Annotated in this window: 11 protein-coding genes; 4 read left to right on the top strand and 7 right to left on the bottom strand. The window is 60.0% G+C overall.

What is annotated here, in order from left to right; translation table 11 throughout:
* Window positions 1-156: 156 nt before the first annotated feature.
* Window positions 157-1,917, top strand: a complete 1,761-nt coding sequence (locus DM813_RS03165) for a cation:proton antiporter (protein WP_128321977.1) — start codon at window positions 157-159, stop codon at window positions 1,915-1,917.
* A gap of 144 nt (window positions 1,918-2,061) precedes the next feature.
* On the opposite strand, the gene DM813_RS03160 is transcribed toward DM813_RS03165, so the two are convergent.
* The 3 genes from DM813_RS03160 to uvrD form a co-directional block, all read right to left on the bottom strand.
* Window positions 2,062-2,469, bottom strand: coding sequence for an SMI1/KNR4 family protein (locus tag DM813_RS03160; protein WP_128321976.1), 408 nt, complete (start codon window positions 2,467-2,469; stop codon window positions 2,062-2,064).
* 112 nt (window positions 2,470-2,581) lie between these two features.
* Window positions 2,582-3,439 carry a Tim44 domain-containing protein gene (locus tag DM813_RS03155; protein ID WP_128321975.1) on the bottom strand — a complete coding sequence of 286 codons (858 nt, stop codon included), beginning with the start codon at window positions 3,437-3,439 and terminating at the stop codon, window positions 2,582-2,584.
* A gap of 180 nt (window positions 3,440-3,619) precedes the next feature.
* A complete protein-coding gene (gene uvrD, locus DM813_RS03150) occupies window positions 3,620-5,803 on the bottom strand; it encodes a DNA helicase II (RefSeq protein WP_128321974.1) in 2,184 nt (727 codons plus the stop codon).
* Between the two features lie 223 nt (window positions 5,804-6,026).
* Here uvrD and DM813_RS03145 point away from each other — a divergent pair, with 223 nt between their 5' ends.
* Window positions 6,027-8,906, top strand: coding sequence for a GGDEF domain-containing phosphodiesterase (locus DM813_RS03145; RefSeq protein WP_128321973.1), 2,880 nt, complete (start codon window positions 6,027-6,029; stop codon window positions 8,904-8,906).
* Window positions 8,907-8,930: 24 nt separating this feature from the next.
* Here DM813_RS03145 and DM813_RS03140 read toward each other — a convergent pair whose 3' ends face one another.
* A complete protein-coding gene (locus DM813_RS03140) occupies window positions 8,931-9,254 on the bottom strand; it encodes a hypothetical protein (protein ID WP_128321972.1) in 324 nt (107 codons plus the stop codon).
* An 85-nt stretch (window positions 9,255-9,339) separates the two neighbouring features.
* Window positions 9,340-10,782, bottom strand: coding sequence for a glucose-6-phosphate dehydrogenase (gene zwf, locus DM813_RS03135; protein WP_128321971.1), 1,443 nt, complete (start codon window positions 10,780-10,782; stop codon window positions 9,340-9,342).
* A 104-nt stretch (window positions 10,783-10,886) separates the two neighbouring features.
* On the opposite strand from zwf, the gene hexR reads away from it, so the two are divergent.
* Window positions 10,887-11,753, top strand: a complete 867-nt coding sequence (gene hexR / locus DM813_RS03130) for a transcriptional regulator HexR (protein WP_128321970.1) — start codon at window positions 10,887-10,889, stop codon at window positions 11,751-11,753.
* A gap of 31 nt (window positions 11,754-11,784) precedes the next feature.
* On the opposite strand, the gene DM813_RS03125 is transcribed toward hexR, so the two are convergent.
* On the bottom strand, window positions 11,785-12,096 hold the full coding sequence (locus tag DM813_RS03125; RefSeq protein WP_128321969.1) for a hypothetical protein: 312 nt from the start codon (window positions 12,094-12,096) through the stop codon (window positions 11,785-11,787).
* Window positions 12,097-12,292: 196 nt separating this feature from the next.
* Here DM813_RS03125 and DM813_RS03120 point away from each other — a divergent pair, with 196 nt between their 5' ends.
* Entirely contained in the window at window positions 12,293-12,511 is a 219-nt protein-coding gene (locus DM813_RS03120) for a PA3496 family putative envelope integrity protein (protein ID WP_128321968.1), read from the top strand.
* Here DM813_RS03120 and DM813_RS03115 read toward each other — a convergent pair.
* A complete protein-coding gene (locus DM813_RS03115) occupies window positions 12,453-13,415 on the bottom strand; it encodes a LysR family transcriptional regulator (RefSeq protein ID WP_128321967.1) in 963 nt (320 codons plus the stop codon). The genes DM813_RS03120 and DM813_RS03115 overlap by 59 nt on opposite strands.
* Window positions 13,416-13,578: the final 163 nt, after the last annotated feature.

The following is a 13,578-nucleotide window of genomic DNA, read 5'->3' as shown; positions in this document are numbered from 1 at the left end:
CATCGGCTTTTCGTGACAGGCGCCAGTGTTAACCTGAACAGACCCACGCAAAGTGGGTTCCCTACATTAAAAACATTAAGTACCCGCAACTCAATCGGTCTGTTTTCGGGAGAGTCGCGGTTTTTTCCTTCGTGACAAGGTAAGGAGTACCGCGCCGTGCATGCCATCAGTTTCATCCAGGATTTGGCAGTGATCATGCTGATCGCCGGTGTGGTCACTATCCTGTTTCATCGCTTCAAGCAGCCGGTGGTGCTGGGCTATATCGTTGCCGGCTTCATTATCGGCCCGCACACGCCGCCGTTCGGACTGATCCACGACGAAGACACGATCAAGACCCTGGCCGAGCTTGGGGTGATCTTCCTGATGTTCTGCCTGGGCCTGGAGTTCAGCCTGCGCAAGCTGTTCAAGGTCGGTGCAACGGCGTTTATCGCCGCGTTCCTGGAAATCGTCCTGATGATCTGGATCGGTTTCGAGATCGGCCGCTGGTTCGGCTGGAGCACCATGGACTCGCTATTTCTCGGCGCGATCCTGGCGATTTCCTCGACCACCATCATCGTCAAGGCGCTCAACGACCTGAAGATGAAAAACGAGCGGTTTGCCCAACTGATCTTTGGCGTGCTGATTGTCGAGGACATCCTTGGCATCGGTATCATTGCCTTGCTTTCGGGGATTGCGGTGAGCGGGTCGGTGAGTTCCGGCGAGGTGTTCTCCACGGTCGGCAAGCTGTCGCTGTTCATGATCGTGGCCTTGGTTGTGGGGATATTGCTGGTACCGCGTTTGCTGGCCTATGTGGCGCGCTTTGAAAGCAACGAGATGCTGCTGATCACCGTGCTCGGGCTGTGTTTCGGCTTTTGCCTGCTGGTGGTCAAGCTCGAGTACAGCATGGTGCTGGGGGCGTTCCTGATTGGCGCAATCATGGCTGAATCCCGGCAGTTGATTAAGATCGAACGACTGATCGAACCGGTCCGCGATCTGTTCAGTGCCATTTTCTTTGTCGCCATCGGCATGATGATCGATCCGAGCGTTCTGGTTGAATATGCCTGGCCGATCGTGGTGATCACCATCGCCGTCGTCTTGGGCAAGATGCTGTCGTGCGGTATGGGCGCGTTTATCGCGGGCAACGATGGTCGCACGTCGCTGCGGGTGGGAATGGGGCTGTCGCAGATTGGCGAATTCTCATTCATCATCGCCGCGCTTGGCATGACGCTGCAGGTCACCAGCGACTTCCTCTACCCGGTGGCAGTGGCCGTCTCGGCCATTACCACGCTGCTCACGCCGTATCTGATTCGCGGTGCCGATCCTTTGTCACTCAAGCTGGCCACGATCGTTCCTCGGCGCCTGGCACGGGTGCTGTCGCTGTACGGTGAGTGGCTGCGCAGTATCCAGCCCCACGGCGAAGGTGCGCTGCTGGCCTCGATGATCCGACGCATCTTGCTCCAGGTGGGTGTGAACCTGGCATTGGTGATTGCGATCTTTTTCAGCGGCGGCTACTTCGCGGCACGGATCGGCGAGTACCTGAGCGAATGGATCAGCGATGCTGGTCAGCAAAAGGCGCTGATCTGGGGCGCGGCGTTGCTGCTGTCGTTGCCGTTCCTTATTGCCGCTTACCGAAAGCTCAAGGCCCTGTCGATGCTCCTGGCTGAGATGGGGGTCAAGCCGGAAATGGCTGGGCGCCATACCCAGCGCGTGCGGCGGGTGATAGCCGAGGTCATCCCGTTGTTGTCGCTCCTAGTGATTTTCCTGCTGTTGTCGGCACTGTCAGCCAGCATTCTGCCTACCAGCGAGTTGCTGGTGCTGATCGTGGTGGTGGCGGCGGTGGTAGCGGCGTTGCTCTGGCGCTGGTTCATCCGCGTGCACACGCGCATGCAGATTGCGTTGCTGGAGACGCTGGATAACCATCAGGACAATCATCCCTAGGGGGATGGGCGGGGCGCTTCCTGTACGGGACGATTCGTATGTCCGAGGGGATGGAGCGGTAGCGAATCGCCACGCACAGGAATGCATGGCGATTCTACGAACATTAATGGCAAGGGGCCATTAATTTATGCGGATATTTCTCATTCAGCTTTCCAGCCAGACATCCCGGGCCCAGTGCCAGACCGATTCCCAGCTGTCTTCGGTGACGATCTCTTCTTCGCCGGACCACAGCACCACGGTGCCGTCTTCTTCGACACAGTAATAATCATCACCGTCCTGGCAGATCGGGATCAGGTCGCGTGGTACGCCGGCGTCCCAGGCGTTTGCGGCAACCTCTGGCAGGTAGGTATGCGATTGCGGGTCGGTGACGGTGACCGGCTCGAGGCTGCCGTACACCACATCGCTGACCGTCAGCAGAAACTCTTTGAAGACGAATGGAATGTTGATGAACAACTCTTCCTCGATCTCGACCAGTTGGTCTTCGTCCGGTAGCTCAAGCGGCACGGGTACGGGCTCGTTGGCTTCTCGGAGCTGCTCGATGACTTCTTCCACGGTTCTATCCTCTAACCTTCACGACACGCTGCGCGTTATACCCTAGTAGCCCGGTGCGCTAAAAGCAAAACCCCGGGACAGGCCCGGGGTTTTTTTGTGCAATGCCTCAAGATCAGCCGTTCTGGCGGATCCCGGCGACCAGCCAAGGCTGGTTTTCGCCCTGGGCGCGCTCCATGTTCCAGCTTTCGCTGAACACTTCGCCCTGGTCGAAGCGCGAGTTTTTCGACACACCACTGAAGGTCAGGGTGGCGATGGTCTTGTCGGCGCGGTCGTCGACACCGTCAAGCTGCACGTTCAGGTTGTCGATGTAGGTGGACTGGAAGCCATCACCCAGTTCGGCGCGCTCCTGCTTGAGGAACTGCAGCATTTGCGGGGTGACGAACTCGGCGATCTTGTCCATTTCGTTGGCATCCCAGTGCTGCTGCAGCGTCTGGAAGTGGTTACGGGCAGCGGCCAGGAAGCTTTGCTCGTTGAACCAGGCCGGCGCGTTGATGACCGGACGGGCAGCAGCGGCAGGCGCAGCGGAGCCACCGAAGATCGACGGTTGGGCAGCCGGCTGATGGGCTTCACGCTGGAAAGGCGCGTGACCGGCGGCGGCCATTTGTGGCTGCTGCTTGCGGCGACGGGCGGCGATGAAGCGGAACACCAGGAAGGCGATCACGGCCATGATCAGGATATCGAAGATCTGCATGCCGTCGAAGCCATCGCCCATGAACATCGAGGCCAGCAGGCCACCGGCGGCGAGGCCGGCCAGCGGGCCGAGCCATTTCGATGCGCCGCTGGCAGCCGCAGGGGCGCGACCTGGCGCGGTTGGCGAGGCACCCGGGGTGGTCGGGGTTGCCTGGCGAGTCTGGTGCATTGGCGCGGCGCCGGAGCTTTTACCGCCGCCCATGCGTTTGGCGGCGCTGGCGTCGAGGCTCATTGTCAGGCCGATGCACAACGCCAGGGCGATGCTGAGAAAACGTTGCATAGAAGGGTATTCCCGTTTTGTGGATTGCACGCGCGTCATGGTGCACAGGTTGCAGGACACATGACCAGCGCCAAGATGTTTCCATCTTTTGCGCAAAAAGCCGGGGCTGGCGCTGCGGGGCAGGCCCCGCCCGGCGATTGCCGTTAGTCAGGCCCCGCGGATCGCAGGGCCTGATTGTTCCTACAAGGCTTCGAGTTTGGCGTAGCCGAGCATCAGCCACTTGCTGCCTTCGGCGAAGTTGACCTGCACCCGGGCCTGGGCACCGGAGCCTTCGAAGTTGAGGATCACACCTTCGCCGAACACGGCGTGTTGCACCCGCTGGCCGAGGTTGAACGCGGTTTGCGGGATGTTCGCGTTGGCGAACAGGCTGCTGGTGTTTTGCTGCTGGCCGGAGCCGAAAGGGCGGCTGACGCTGTTGGACAGACGGACTTCCTGGATCAGACCGGCCGGAATCTCACGAACGAAACGGGACACCTTGTTGTAGGTTTCGCTGCCGTAAAGACGTCGGGTTTCGGCGTAGGTCATCACCAGTTGCTGCATCGCCCGGGTAATGCCGACGTAGGCCAGCCGACGTTCTTCCGCCAGACGGCCGGGCTCTTCCAGGCTCATCTTGTGCGGGAACAGGCCTTCCTCCATGCCGACCAGGAACACATGAGGGAATTCCAGGCCTTTGGCGCTGTGCAGGGTCATCAGCTGAATGCTGTCTTCGTGCTCGTCCGCCTGGGCATCGCCGGCTTCCAGCGATGCGTGGCCAAGGAAAGCCGCCAGGGGCGAAAGCTCGGCGTCTTCTTCACTGGTTTCGAAGTTGCGTGCAGCGCTGACCAGTTCCTCAAGGTTTTCTACCCGCGCCTGGCCCTTTTCACCCTTTTCTTCCTGGTGATAGATGATCAGCCCCGACTGTTCGATGACGGTCTGGGTCATGAGGTGCAGGGGCATCTCCATGACTTTGGCGGCGAGGTTCTCGATCAGCTCGATGAAGGCAGCCAGCGCACTTGCGGCACGGCCTTTGAGGGCCTTGTTGGCGATCAGCAGGCGCATCGATTCCCACATCGACACTTCGGCGTGGCGCGCATGGTCGCGGATCGCTTCGACGGTTTTCTCGCCGATACCGCGTGGCGGTACGTTGATTACCCGCTCCAGCGCCGCATCGTTGCCACGGCCTTCCAGCAGACGCAGGTAAGCCATGGCATTTTTGATTTCGGCACGCTCGAAGAAGCGTTGGCCACCATAGATGCGGTAGGGGATACGTTCGCGCAGCAAGGCTTCTTCAAGCACGCGCGATTGGGCGTTGGAGCGATACAGAATGGCAATGTCGCTGCGCGCCAGACCGGTCTTGAGCACGCTTTCGATGGTTTCGACCACGTAGCGTGCTTCATCGTGTTCATTGAAGGCGGCGTACAGGCTCAGCGGCTCGCCATCGCCGCCATCAGTCCACAGCTCTTTGCCCAGACGGTCGCTGTTGTTGGCGATCAGGGCGTTGGCGGCCTTGAGGATGCCGGCGGTGGAGCGGTAGTTCTGCTCCAGACGGATCATCTCGGCGTCGGGGAAATCGGCGCTGTACTGGTGGATGTTCTCGATCTTGGCGCCGCGCCAGCCGTAAATCGACTGATCATCGTCGCCTACCACCATCAGGCTGTCGCCACCTTTGCAGAGCAGGCGCAGCCAGGCGTACTGCACGGCGTTGGTATCCTGGAACTCGTCCACCAGCACATGGCGGAAGCGCCGCTGGTAGTGCTCGAGCAGGCCCGGGTGGTCACGCCACAGGTCCAGGGCGCGCAACAGCAATTCGGAGAAGTCGATTACGCCGGCCCGTTGGCAGGCGGCTTCGTAGGCTTCATAAATGCTGCGCATGGTACCCAGGTACAGGTCGCCACTGGCCTGAATGTGCTGAGGGCGCAGGCCTTCGTCTTTCTGCCCGTTGATGAACCACTGGGCCTGGCGTGCCGGCCAGCGCTGTTCGTCGAGACCAAGTTCGCGGATCACGCGTTTGACCAAGCGTTGCTGGTCGTCACTGTCGAGGATCTGGAAATTCTGGTTAAGCCCGGCTTCTTGCCAGTGGGCACGCAACAGCCGGTGGGCCAGGCCGTGGAAGGTACCCACCCACATACCGGCCGGGTTGATGCCCATCAGCTGCTCGATACGCTGGCGCATTTCCGCCGCGGCCTTGTTGGTAAACGTCACCGACAGGATCGAGTGAGGCGAGGCCTGCTCAACCTGGATTAACCAGGCGATGCGGTGCACCAGCACACGGGTCTTGCCGGAGCCGGCACCGGCCAGGACCAACTGACGACCGACGGGGGCCGCTACGGCCTGGCGTTGGGCGTCGTTGAGAGAGTTCAACAGGAGAGAGAGATCATCGCGCATCCGGGCATTTTAGGGGCGCAGGCAACCCTTGGGCAAACATACAGTAGAAAAACTTGCCCGCCTGCGCCCGACGGTCATTGGCTTGCAGCCCAAGGCCTGCAGGTTTGAGCGCTTTGCGTCGAAAAATGCACAACAGAATTATGATCCAGAGCAGTTTGGTCCACGCGCTTGCTTGTGTATGCTCCGTGCTCGTTTAGGGCTAACCATTACAAGAACACTGCCTATGACACTCGGTTCCGGCGCCGTCGGCGTGCCTCAAGCGGCTCGCAGGCATATTCGCAAGCAATTTGCCACGCAACTCTCGGTGGAGCGTACCCGACTGCTCTACCAGGGCTCGTTGCTGCCCACTTTGCTCATGCTGGTCAATGGCCTGGTCTGTGCCTGGTTGCTGTGGAACCCGGCCCGCTACCTGCTGGTCAGCGTCTGGGTTGTCTGGCTGATGGCGCTGGTAGCACTAAGAGTCATCCAGGTGGCGGCTTTTGACGCGGCGATGCCCGAGCGTCAGGCTCAGCCGACGTGGCGGCGGATGTTTCTGCTGGGTTCGGCGTTCAGTGGCCTGACCCTGGCCAGCGCGGCGATCGCTCTGGTGCCTGTGGATAATTTTGTGCAGCAGGCCTGGGTGTTCGGCCTGCTGGGGGCGGCGACCCTGTCCGCCAGTATCGCCTACGCCGTCAGCCTGCCAGCCTTCCTCAGCTTTACCTTGCCCTGCCTGTTGCCACCCATTGCCTTTCTGTTCTGGAAGGGCGACGAACTGCATCAAGGTTGGGGCTGGTTGGGGCTGATTCTGCTGGTGGCATTGTTGGTGGTTGCCTGGCAGGTCAATCGCCTGATTGAGCGTGGGCTGCTCAGGCGTTTCCAGAATCAGGCCCTGATCGAGCACCTGCAGGAGGCGCAGCGTTGTAGCGAACGTCTTAATCAGGCGCTGGCCGGCGAAGTGGAGCAACGGCGTCAGGTCGAAGAGCAATTGCGTGAAGCCCAGGCCGGTCTGGAATCACGTGTGGCCCAACGGGGTCAGGAACTGGACCAGGCCAATCATGCCCTGAGCAAGAGCGAACAACGCCTTGCCCTGGCCCTTGAGGCCAGTGAGCTGGGGCTATGGGACTGGAACCTGGAGACCGACGAGGTTCATCACACCCAGCTGCGTGAACTGTTCGGCCTTGATCCGGCACAGGTGCGTAGTGTGCGCAACGACCTCAAACCGCGCCTGCACCCCGAAGATGTGCCGCTGCTCAGACGTACCCTGGTCGATCACCTGAAAGGGCGCACCGAGGATTATCGTGTCGAATACCGGATACGCCACAGTCAGGGGCACTGGTGCTGGATCGAAGACCGGGGGCGGGCAGTGGAGCACGGCGCCAATGGCACGGTGGTGCGCATGTTGGGGACTCGTCGTGATGTCTCGGTACAGCGGGCGCAGGAAGAACAACAGCGGCTGGCGGCGACCGTGTTTGAGGCCGCTAGCGAAGGGATTGCCATCCTCGATCCGGACTTTGTGCTGCTGGCGGTCAATCAGGCCTACTGCGACGTCACCGGCTTTAGCCGTGAAGAGTTGCTTGCACGTAATGCGCTTGAGCTGCCTTGCAGTCATGATGCCCGGCGACACAGCCTGGCCATCGACCAGGCGCTGGACCAGCAGGGGCGCTGGCAGGGCGAACTGGTTGAAGCGCGCAAGAATGGCGAGTTGTACCCGCAATGGCTGCAGCTCAACGGTGTGCGTGATGCCCGCGGCGTGATCAGTCATATCGTTGGTTTCTATACCGACCTCTCGGCCCGTCGTGAATCCGAGGAGCGCCTGCGCTATCTGGCCCATTACGATGAACTGACCGGGCTGGCCAACCGGGCGCTGTTCCGCCTGCGTCTGCACGATGCCAGCCAGCGGGTGCGCCTGAACGGGCGTAGCCTGGCGTTGCTGCACATCGACCTGGACCGCTTCAAGTTGCTCAACGAGAGCCTGGGCCATGAACTGGCTGACCAGTTGCTGAAGAAAATGGCGCGGCGCATTGCTAACGCGGTACCGGAGGCCGACACCGTGGCGCGCTTGTCCGGTGACGAGTTTGCCGTACTGTTTGATGGCTACAACAACTTGTCCAGCCTGGTGCGGGTAACCACCCGGCTGCTGGACAAGCTGCGCGTACCACAGCGCCTGGACGGCCATGAGGTGGTGATCAGTGCGTCGGTCGGCATCAGTGTGTTGTCGGATGCCACCTTCGACCTGGGCGCCCTGGTCAGTCAGGCCGACATGGCCAAGCAGCATGCCAAGCACCTGGGCGGCGACAGCTTCCAGTTCTACACCGAGAGCCTGCGTGCCAGCACCCTCGAACGCCTGCAGTTGGAGAACCACTTGCGCAAGGCCATCGAGGAGCGTCAGCTGCTGGTCTACTACCAGCCCAAGCTGTGCTTGCGTAAAGGACAGTTGCTGGCCGCCGAAGCGCTGGTGCGCTGGCAGCATCCAGAATGGGGCATGGTACCACCGAGCGAGTTCATCGGCCTGGCCGAAGAAACCGGACTGATTGCGCCAATTGGTGAGTTCGTCCTGCGTCAGGCTTGCTGGCAGGCGTGTGAATGGCAGCGCCAGGGGCTGGCGCCGATCCGGGTGTCGGTGAACCTGTCGGTTTACCAGTTGCGGCAGGGCAAGCTGGTCAGCCTGGTGCGCCAGGTACTCAAGGAGAGCGGCCTGGCGCCGCACCTGCTGGAACTGGAGCTGACCGAGAGCCAGTTGCTAGACAGTGTCGAGCACATCATCACCACCTTTGCGCAACTGCATGAGCTGGGGGTCAAACTGGCGATCGATGACTTTGGAACCGGTTATTCATCGCTCAGCTACCTCAAGCGCTTTCCCGTGGATTACGTCAAAATCGATCAGGCGTTTATCCGTGGCCTGCATGAAGGCAGCGAAGACGCGGCGATCACCCGGGCGATCATTGCCATGGCCAAGAGTCTGGACCTGAAAGTGGTAGCTGAGGGCGTGGAAACCCGCGAACAACTGGCCTTGCTGCGCGAGCAGGGGTGCGACGAAGTGCAGGGTTACCTGATCAGCAAGCCGGTGGATGCCACGTCGTTCAGTGAGCTGCTCGGCAGCAGCACGGCCCGCTTCCTCGGCTAGCGGGTCGTGCTGCCGGCTAAAGCGTCAGCTGGTGGTGAGGATTTTTTTAACCGTGGTCAGTTGCTTGCCGTCGTGCAGGATGTTCACCCACGGGATTTCGCTGTGATCGCCAGGCAGTTCGAAGCACACCTCTTTATCGGTCACTACCTGAATGAATGAACCTGCTTCTTCTTCCACCTTGAGCTCCAGGTTCAATGCAAAGGATCTGTCTTGAATACGGGCTTGTTCCAGTACCGGATTGATCCCTGGGTGAGCAACAGTGACCGTGCCACGCACGCGGAAGCAGCCGCCGTCCGGGCCCGGCATCAGGTCGTTTTGAAGGGTCCAGTCCTTGGTTTCAATGATCATGGTGTGACTCCTGAAAGATGGTCTGCAACGTCTGTTGCAGGCTCATCTTCCGGTAACCATAGCGTTCAATGGAGCTGGAAAACCTTCAATCGTGCCAGGCGCTGCCCTTGCGGGCCAACAGGCTATGGGCCTGGTCCGGCCCGTTGGAGCCGGCCGGGTAGGGCCGAGGCGCCTGAAAGTGTTCCTGCCAGCCATTGAGGATCGGGTCGACCCAGGCCCAGGCGGCCTCGACTTCATCGCGGCGCATGAACAGGGTCGAGTCGCCGTCGAGCACATCCAGCAACAGGCGCTCGTAAGCGTCCCAGCGCCGGGTCTGGCCAAACACCTGAGCGAGGTTGAGGTTCAGCTCCACGGGTTCCAGGCGCATCCCTTTGCCAGGTGTCTTGGTCATCATCTGCAGGCTGATGCGTTCATCAGGCTGCAACTGGATCAGCAGCTGGTTGGCCTGGTCGCCCTCGAACAGACGATGGGGTACAGGCTTGAACTGAATGACGATTTGCGAAGAGCGTTTGCCCAGGCGTTTGCCGGTACGCAGGTAAAAGGGCACGCCGGCCCAGCGCCAGGTGTCGATATGGGCTTCAACGGCAACGAATGTCTCGGTATCGCTGTCGTTGTCGACATCTTTCTCGAAATAGTAGGCCGGTACTTCCTGGCCACCGATCTTGCCGGCGCTGTACTGACCGCGCACGGTCTTGTCCTGCACATCCTGGCCGTTGATGGGCTTGAGGGCCTTGAGGATCTTCACCTTTTCGTCACGTACCGCTTCTGCTTCAAACTGTGCGGGAGGCTCCATTGCTACCAGACACAACAGTTGCAGCAGGTGATTCTGCAGCATGTCGCGGGTGGCGCCGGCGCGGTCGTAGTAGGCCCCGCGGTTTTCGACGCCCAGGGTTTCACAGACGCTGATCTGCACATGATCGATCTGGCTGTTGCGCCACACCGGCTCCAGCAAGGCATTGGCAAAGCGCAGGGCCATCAGGTTCTGCACCGTTTCCTTGCCCAGGTAGTGATCGATGCGAAACACCTGCGACTCGTCAAATACCGCGCCGATGGCCTGGTTGATCGAAGTGGCCGACTCCAGTGAGTGGCCGATGGGCTTCTCCAGGACGATGCGCGCTTCGCTTTCGGCCAGCCCGGCCACTTTCAGGTGGTTGGCGATGGGTACGAACAGATTGGGCGCGGTGGCCAGGTAGTAAATCCGGGTCAGGCCGCCGGGCTCACCGAGAAAACGCGACAGGCGGCCGAAGTCGGCGCTTTGCGAGGCGTCCATGGCGAAGTAGTCCAGACGCGCGGAGAAACGCGCCCAGACATCCTCGTCGAAGTCATTGCGGGCAATCTGGGCGCGGCAACGGCGTTCGGCAAGTTTGAGATAGTCATTACGCGGGAGGGGGCGTCGGGCCAGGGCGATAATGCGTACGGCGATGTGCAGACGCCCCTCGCGATACAGGTGATAGAGCGCCGGAAGCAGTTTGTGCAGGGCCAGATCACCGGTGCCGCCGAACACCATGATGTCGCAAGGGATAGTCAATACCACCACTCTCCTAGTTCGTTTAGCTGGGCGGGTCGCCGGTCATGTAGTATAACTACAAGAAAGCTACAACCCGGTCAGTCGATCATAACCGAGTCCTGCCCTTGAATCTGTTGCAACACATCGCCCAGTCGCGCCATCTGCTACGCAAATCGGAACTGAAGGTTGCCGATCACGTGCTGCTTGATCCTGCAGCCGTCATGCATAGCTCGATGGCCGATCTTGCCCATAGCGTTGGTATCAGCGAGCCGACCATCGTGCGCTTTTGCCGAGCTATTGGCTGTTCAGGCTTTCAGGACCTCAAGCTGAAATTGGCCCAGAGCCTGGCCGCCGGCGCCAGCTTCGGCCAGTTCGCGATTCATGAAGACGACTCGGTCGCTGACTACAGCCTGAAAATTTTCGACACCACCCTGCATACGCTGATGGAGGTGCGCGAGCATCTCGACCCTCAGGCGCTGCAACGTGCGGTGTCTGCCATGGCCCAGGCCCAGCGCGTAGAGTTCTATGGTTTTGGTGCTTCCGGCGCGGTGGCGGCGGATGCCCAGCACAAGTTCTTCCGCTTGCTGCTGACGGCTGCTGCGTATTCCGATCCGCACATGCAGGCAATGTCGGCGGTCACGCTCAAGCCCGGCGATGTGGCTATCTGCATCTCCCAGTCAGGGCGCTCCAAAGACCTGCTGATCACCGCCAACCTGGTGCGTGAAAGCGGTGCAACGCTGATTACTTTGTGCCCGAGTCAGACCCCGCTGGCCGAACTGTCGACTGTAAACCTGGCGATCGATGTGCACGAAGACACCGAGATCTACACACCCCTGACTTCGCGTATCGCCCACCTGGTGGTGATCGACGTGCTGGCCATGGGTGTGGCGATGGCCCGTGGCCCGAGCCTGGTCAACCACCTCAAGAGCGTTAAACGCAGCCTGCGCAGCTTGCGCCTGTCGCCGAAGTCGGTGAAGGCCTTCGACGACTGAGTTTGCGTTGACCCAAGCGGTCGTCCAGCTATCAGGCATCTTCGGCATCGAGGACCAAGCTGACCAATTCGTGTCCCTGGTGTGTGATTTCTATCGGCGTACGCCCGGTTCGATTGTTTATCGTGCAAGAAACCGCATGAATTGGAAGCTGCACTGTCAGGTCGGGGGCCGGCTGAGCTTCGAGTCTGAAACATTCGGGAAAATCGGCAGCTTTTCTTTGGCCTTCATGGATCAGGGACGGTGTGCTTTCGAGTGCCGAAATTACAGAGCCGGTTACCATTATTCTGGTTTTACCGTCTATGTTGATGCGCAGGGCATTCCACGTACCGGTTTCGATTTTCATGGGGTTCTCCGTTGGCTTTTGGGCGCGGCTGTTTTGCCGCCACAAAATTATTCATCCGCCACCGAAACGAAGGCATCTGGACAGGTTTCTCGCAGTTATTGCAGGGAAATTCACCGTTTTGTAATCGAGGTGGCACCAAACCGTAAAACCTGAGGGCCACTCTGAAACTCCCCGCACTCGATCAGGGAGATATGCAATGGCTCGTGAATTCGATGGCTCGTATCAACCCAATGCCAAGTCCCGCAAGCAGCAGGAGAAAGATCAGCGCCGCATGGAGTTTCGCCGCGCGATCGAAAGCTACTCCGAGCAACGGCGGCTGCTTCAGGAAATAGCCGACTTTCCGGAATTGCAGGCCATCAACGTGTGGCAAGTATCGGCGGCAGATTCCCCGAAAACCGCTCAACAAGCTCGCTGATTTGCGCACGTTCGCTGCGAATGAATGCAAGAAACGCCAAGGCCACCGGCGATTGCCGCTTGGCCTTGGACTGCACCACGCACCAGCTGCGGTACAGCGGCAGCTCTTCAATCGGTAACTCGCGCAGGATGCCCGTGGCCAGTTCAAGGTTCAGTGCGTGACGGGTCAGCAGGGCAATGCCCAGGCCGGCAATCACGCATTCGCGCTGGGCATCGGCCGAAGCGACCTCAAGGGTCTGGGTGAAGTGCACGCGCTTGTCCTTGAAGTACTCTTCGCAAGCCTTGCGGGTGCCCGAACCTTGCTCGCGAACCAGCAGGGTATGCGGCTCCAGGTCCTGCAGGCGCAGCTTCTCCAGCTTGCACAGCGGGTGGTCAGGCGGCGCCACGGCGACAATCGGGTTGTTCAGGAACGGTAAAAACTCCAGTCCCATGTCCTGGGGCACCATGGACATGATGATCAGGTCGTCGCGGTTGTCCGACAGGCGGCGGATGGCCTGGGCCCGATTGACCACGGTAAGGGTAAGATTGACTTCAGGGTGCTGGCGCTTGAAGGCGGCGAACAGGTGCGGGACGAAGTACTTGGCACTGGATTCCACAGCCAGTTTCAGCTGGCCTTGCAGCGAGCCCTGCATGTCGGACAGCTGCATGTCGAGGCTTTCCAGGCGGCCGAAAATGTCGCGGCTGGCGCGTTGCAAGGCCTCGGCGGCTTCCGTCAGGTAGAGTTTTTTACCGACGTACTCGAACAGCGGTTGGCCGACCAACTCTTCGAGCTGGCGGATTTGTAGACTTACGGCGGGTTGCGTCAGGCTCATCTCGTCGGCTGCACGGCTGTAAGAGCGCAAATCACAGACCTCATTGAAGATCTGCAATTGACGCAATGTCATACGCATCAATGACTTACGCATTTTTTTATTGTCCCGGCAAAACCTTGTAACAGCACTATAAGCTTTTGCTAATGCACACCCTAATAAATATTGATTTTTGTTTATCCAGAGACAGCGCTAGGGTAAGGATGCGACTGGCCAGCGACGATTGGTCACGCGCCGACCGGCTTTGCCGACTCGTTTG

Source organism: Pseudomonas alkylphenolica, from assembly GCF_004025535.1.
In the GTDB taxonomy this organism is placed as follows: Bacteria; Pseudomonadota; Gammaproteobacteria; order Pseudomonadales; family Pseudomonadaceae; genus Aquipseudomonas; species Aquipseudomonas alkylphenolica_A.
Note: the sequence above shows the minus strand (reverse complement) of the source record. Positions and strands in the feature narration are given on the sequence as shown.

Coding starts and splice junctions, on each gene's coding strand:
- DM813_RS03140 (WP_128321972.1), bottom strand. CDS start 9,254: ATGATCATTGAAACCAAGGACTGGACCCTTCAAAACGACCTGATGCCG.
- DM813_RS03155 (WP_128321975.1), bottom strand. CDS start 3,439: ATGCAACGTTTTCTCAGCATCGCCCTGGCGTTGTGCATCGGCCTGACA.
- DM813_RS03115 (WP_128321967.1), bottom strand. CDS start 13,415: ATGCGTAAGTCATTGATGCGTATGACATTGCGTCAATTGCAGATCTTC.
- DM813_RS03120 (WP_128321968.1), top strand. CDS start 12,293: ATGGCTCGTGAATTCGATGGCTCGTATCAACCCAATGCCAAGTCCCGC.
- uvrD (WP_128321974.1), bottom strand. CDS start 5,803: ATGCGCGATGATCTCTCTCTCCTGTTGAACTCTCTCAACGACGCCCAA.
- DM813_RS03125 (WP_128321969.1), bottom strand. CDS start 12,096: ATGAAAATCGAAACCGGTACGTGGAATGCCCTGCGCATCAACATAGAC.
- DM813_RS03145 (WP_128321973.1), top strand. CDS start 6,027: ATGACACTCGGTTCCGGCGCCGTCGGCGTGCCTCAAGCGGCTCGCAGG.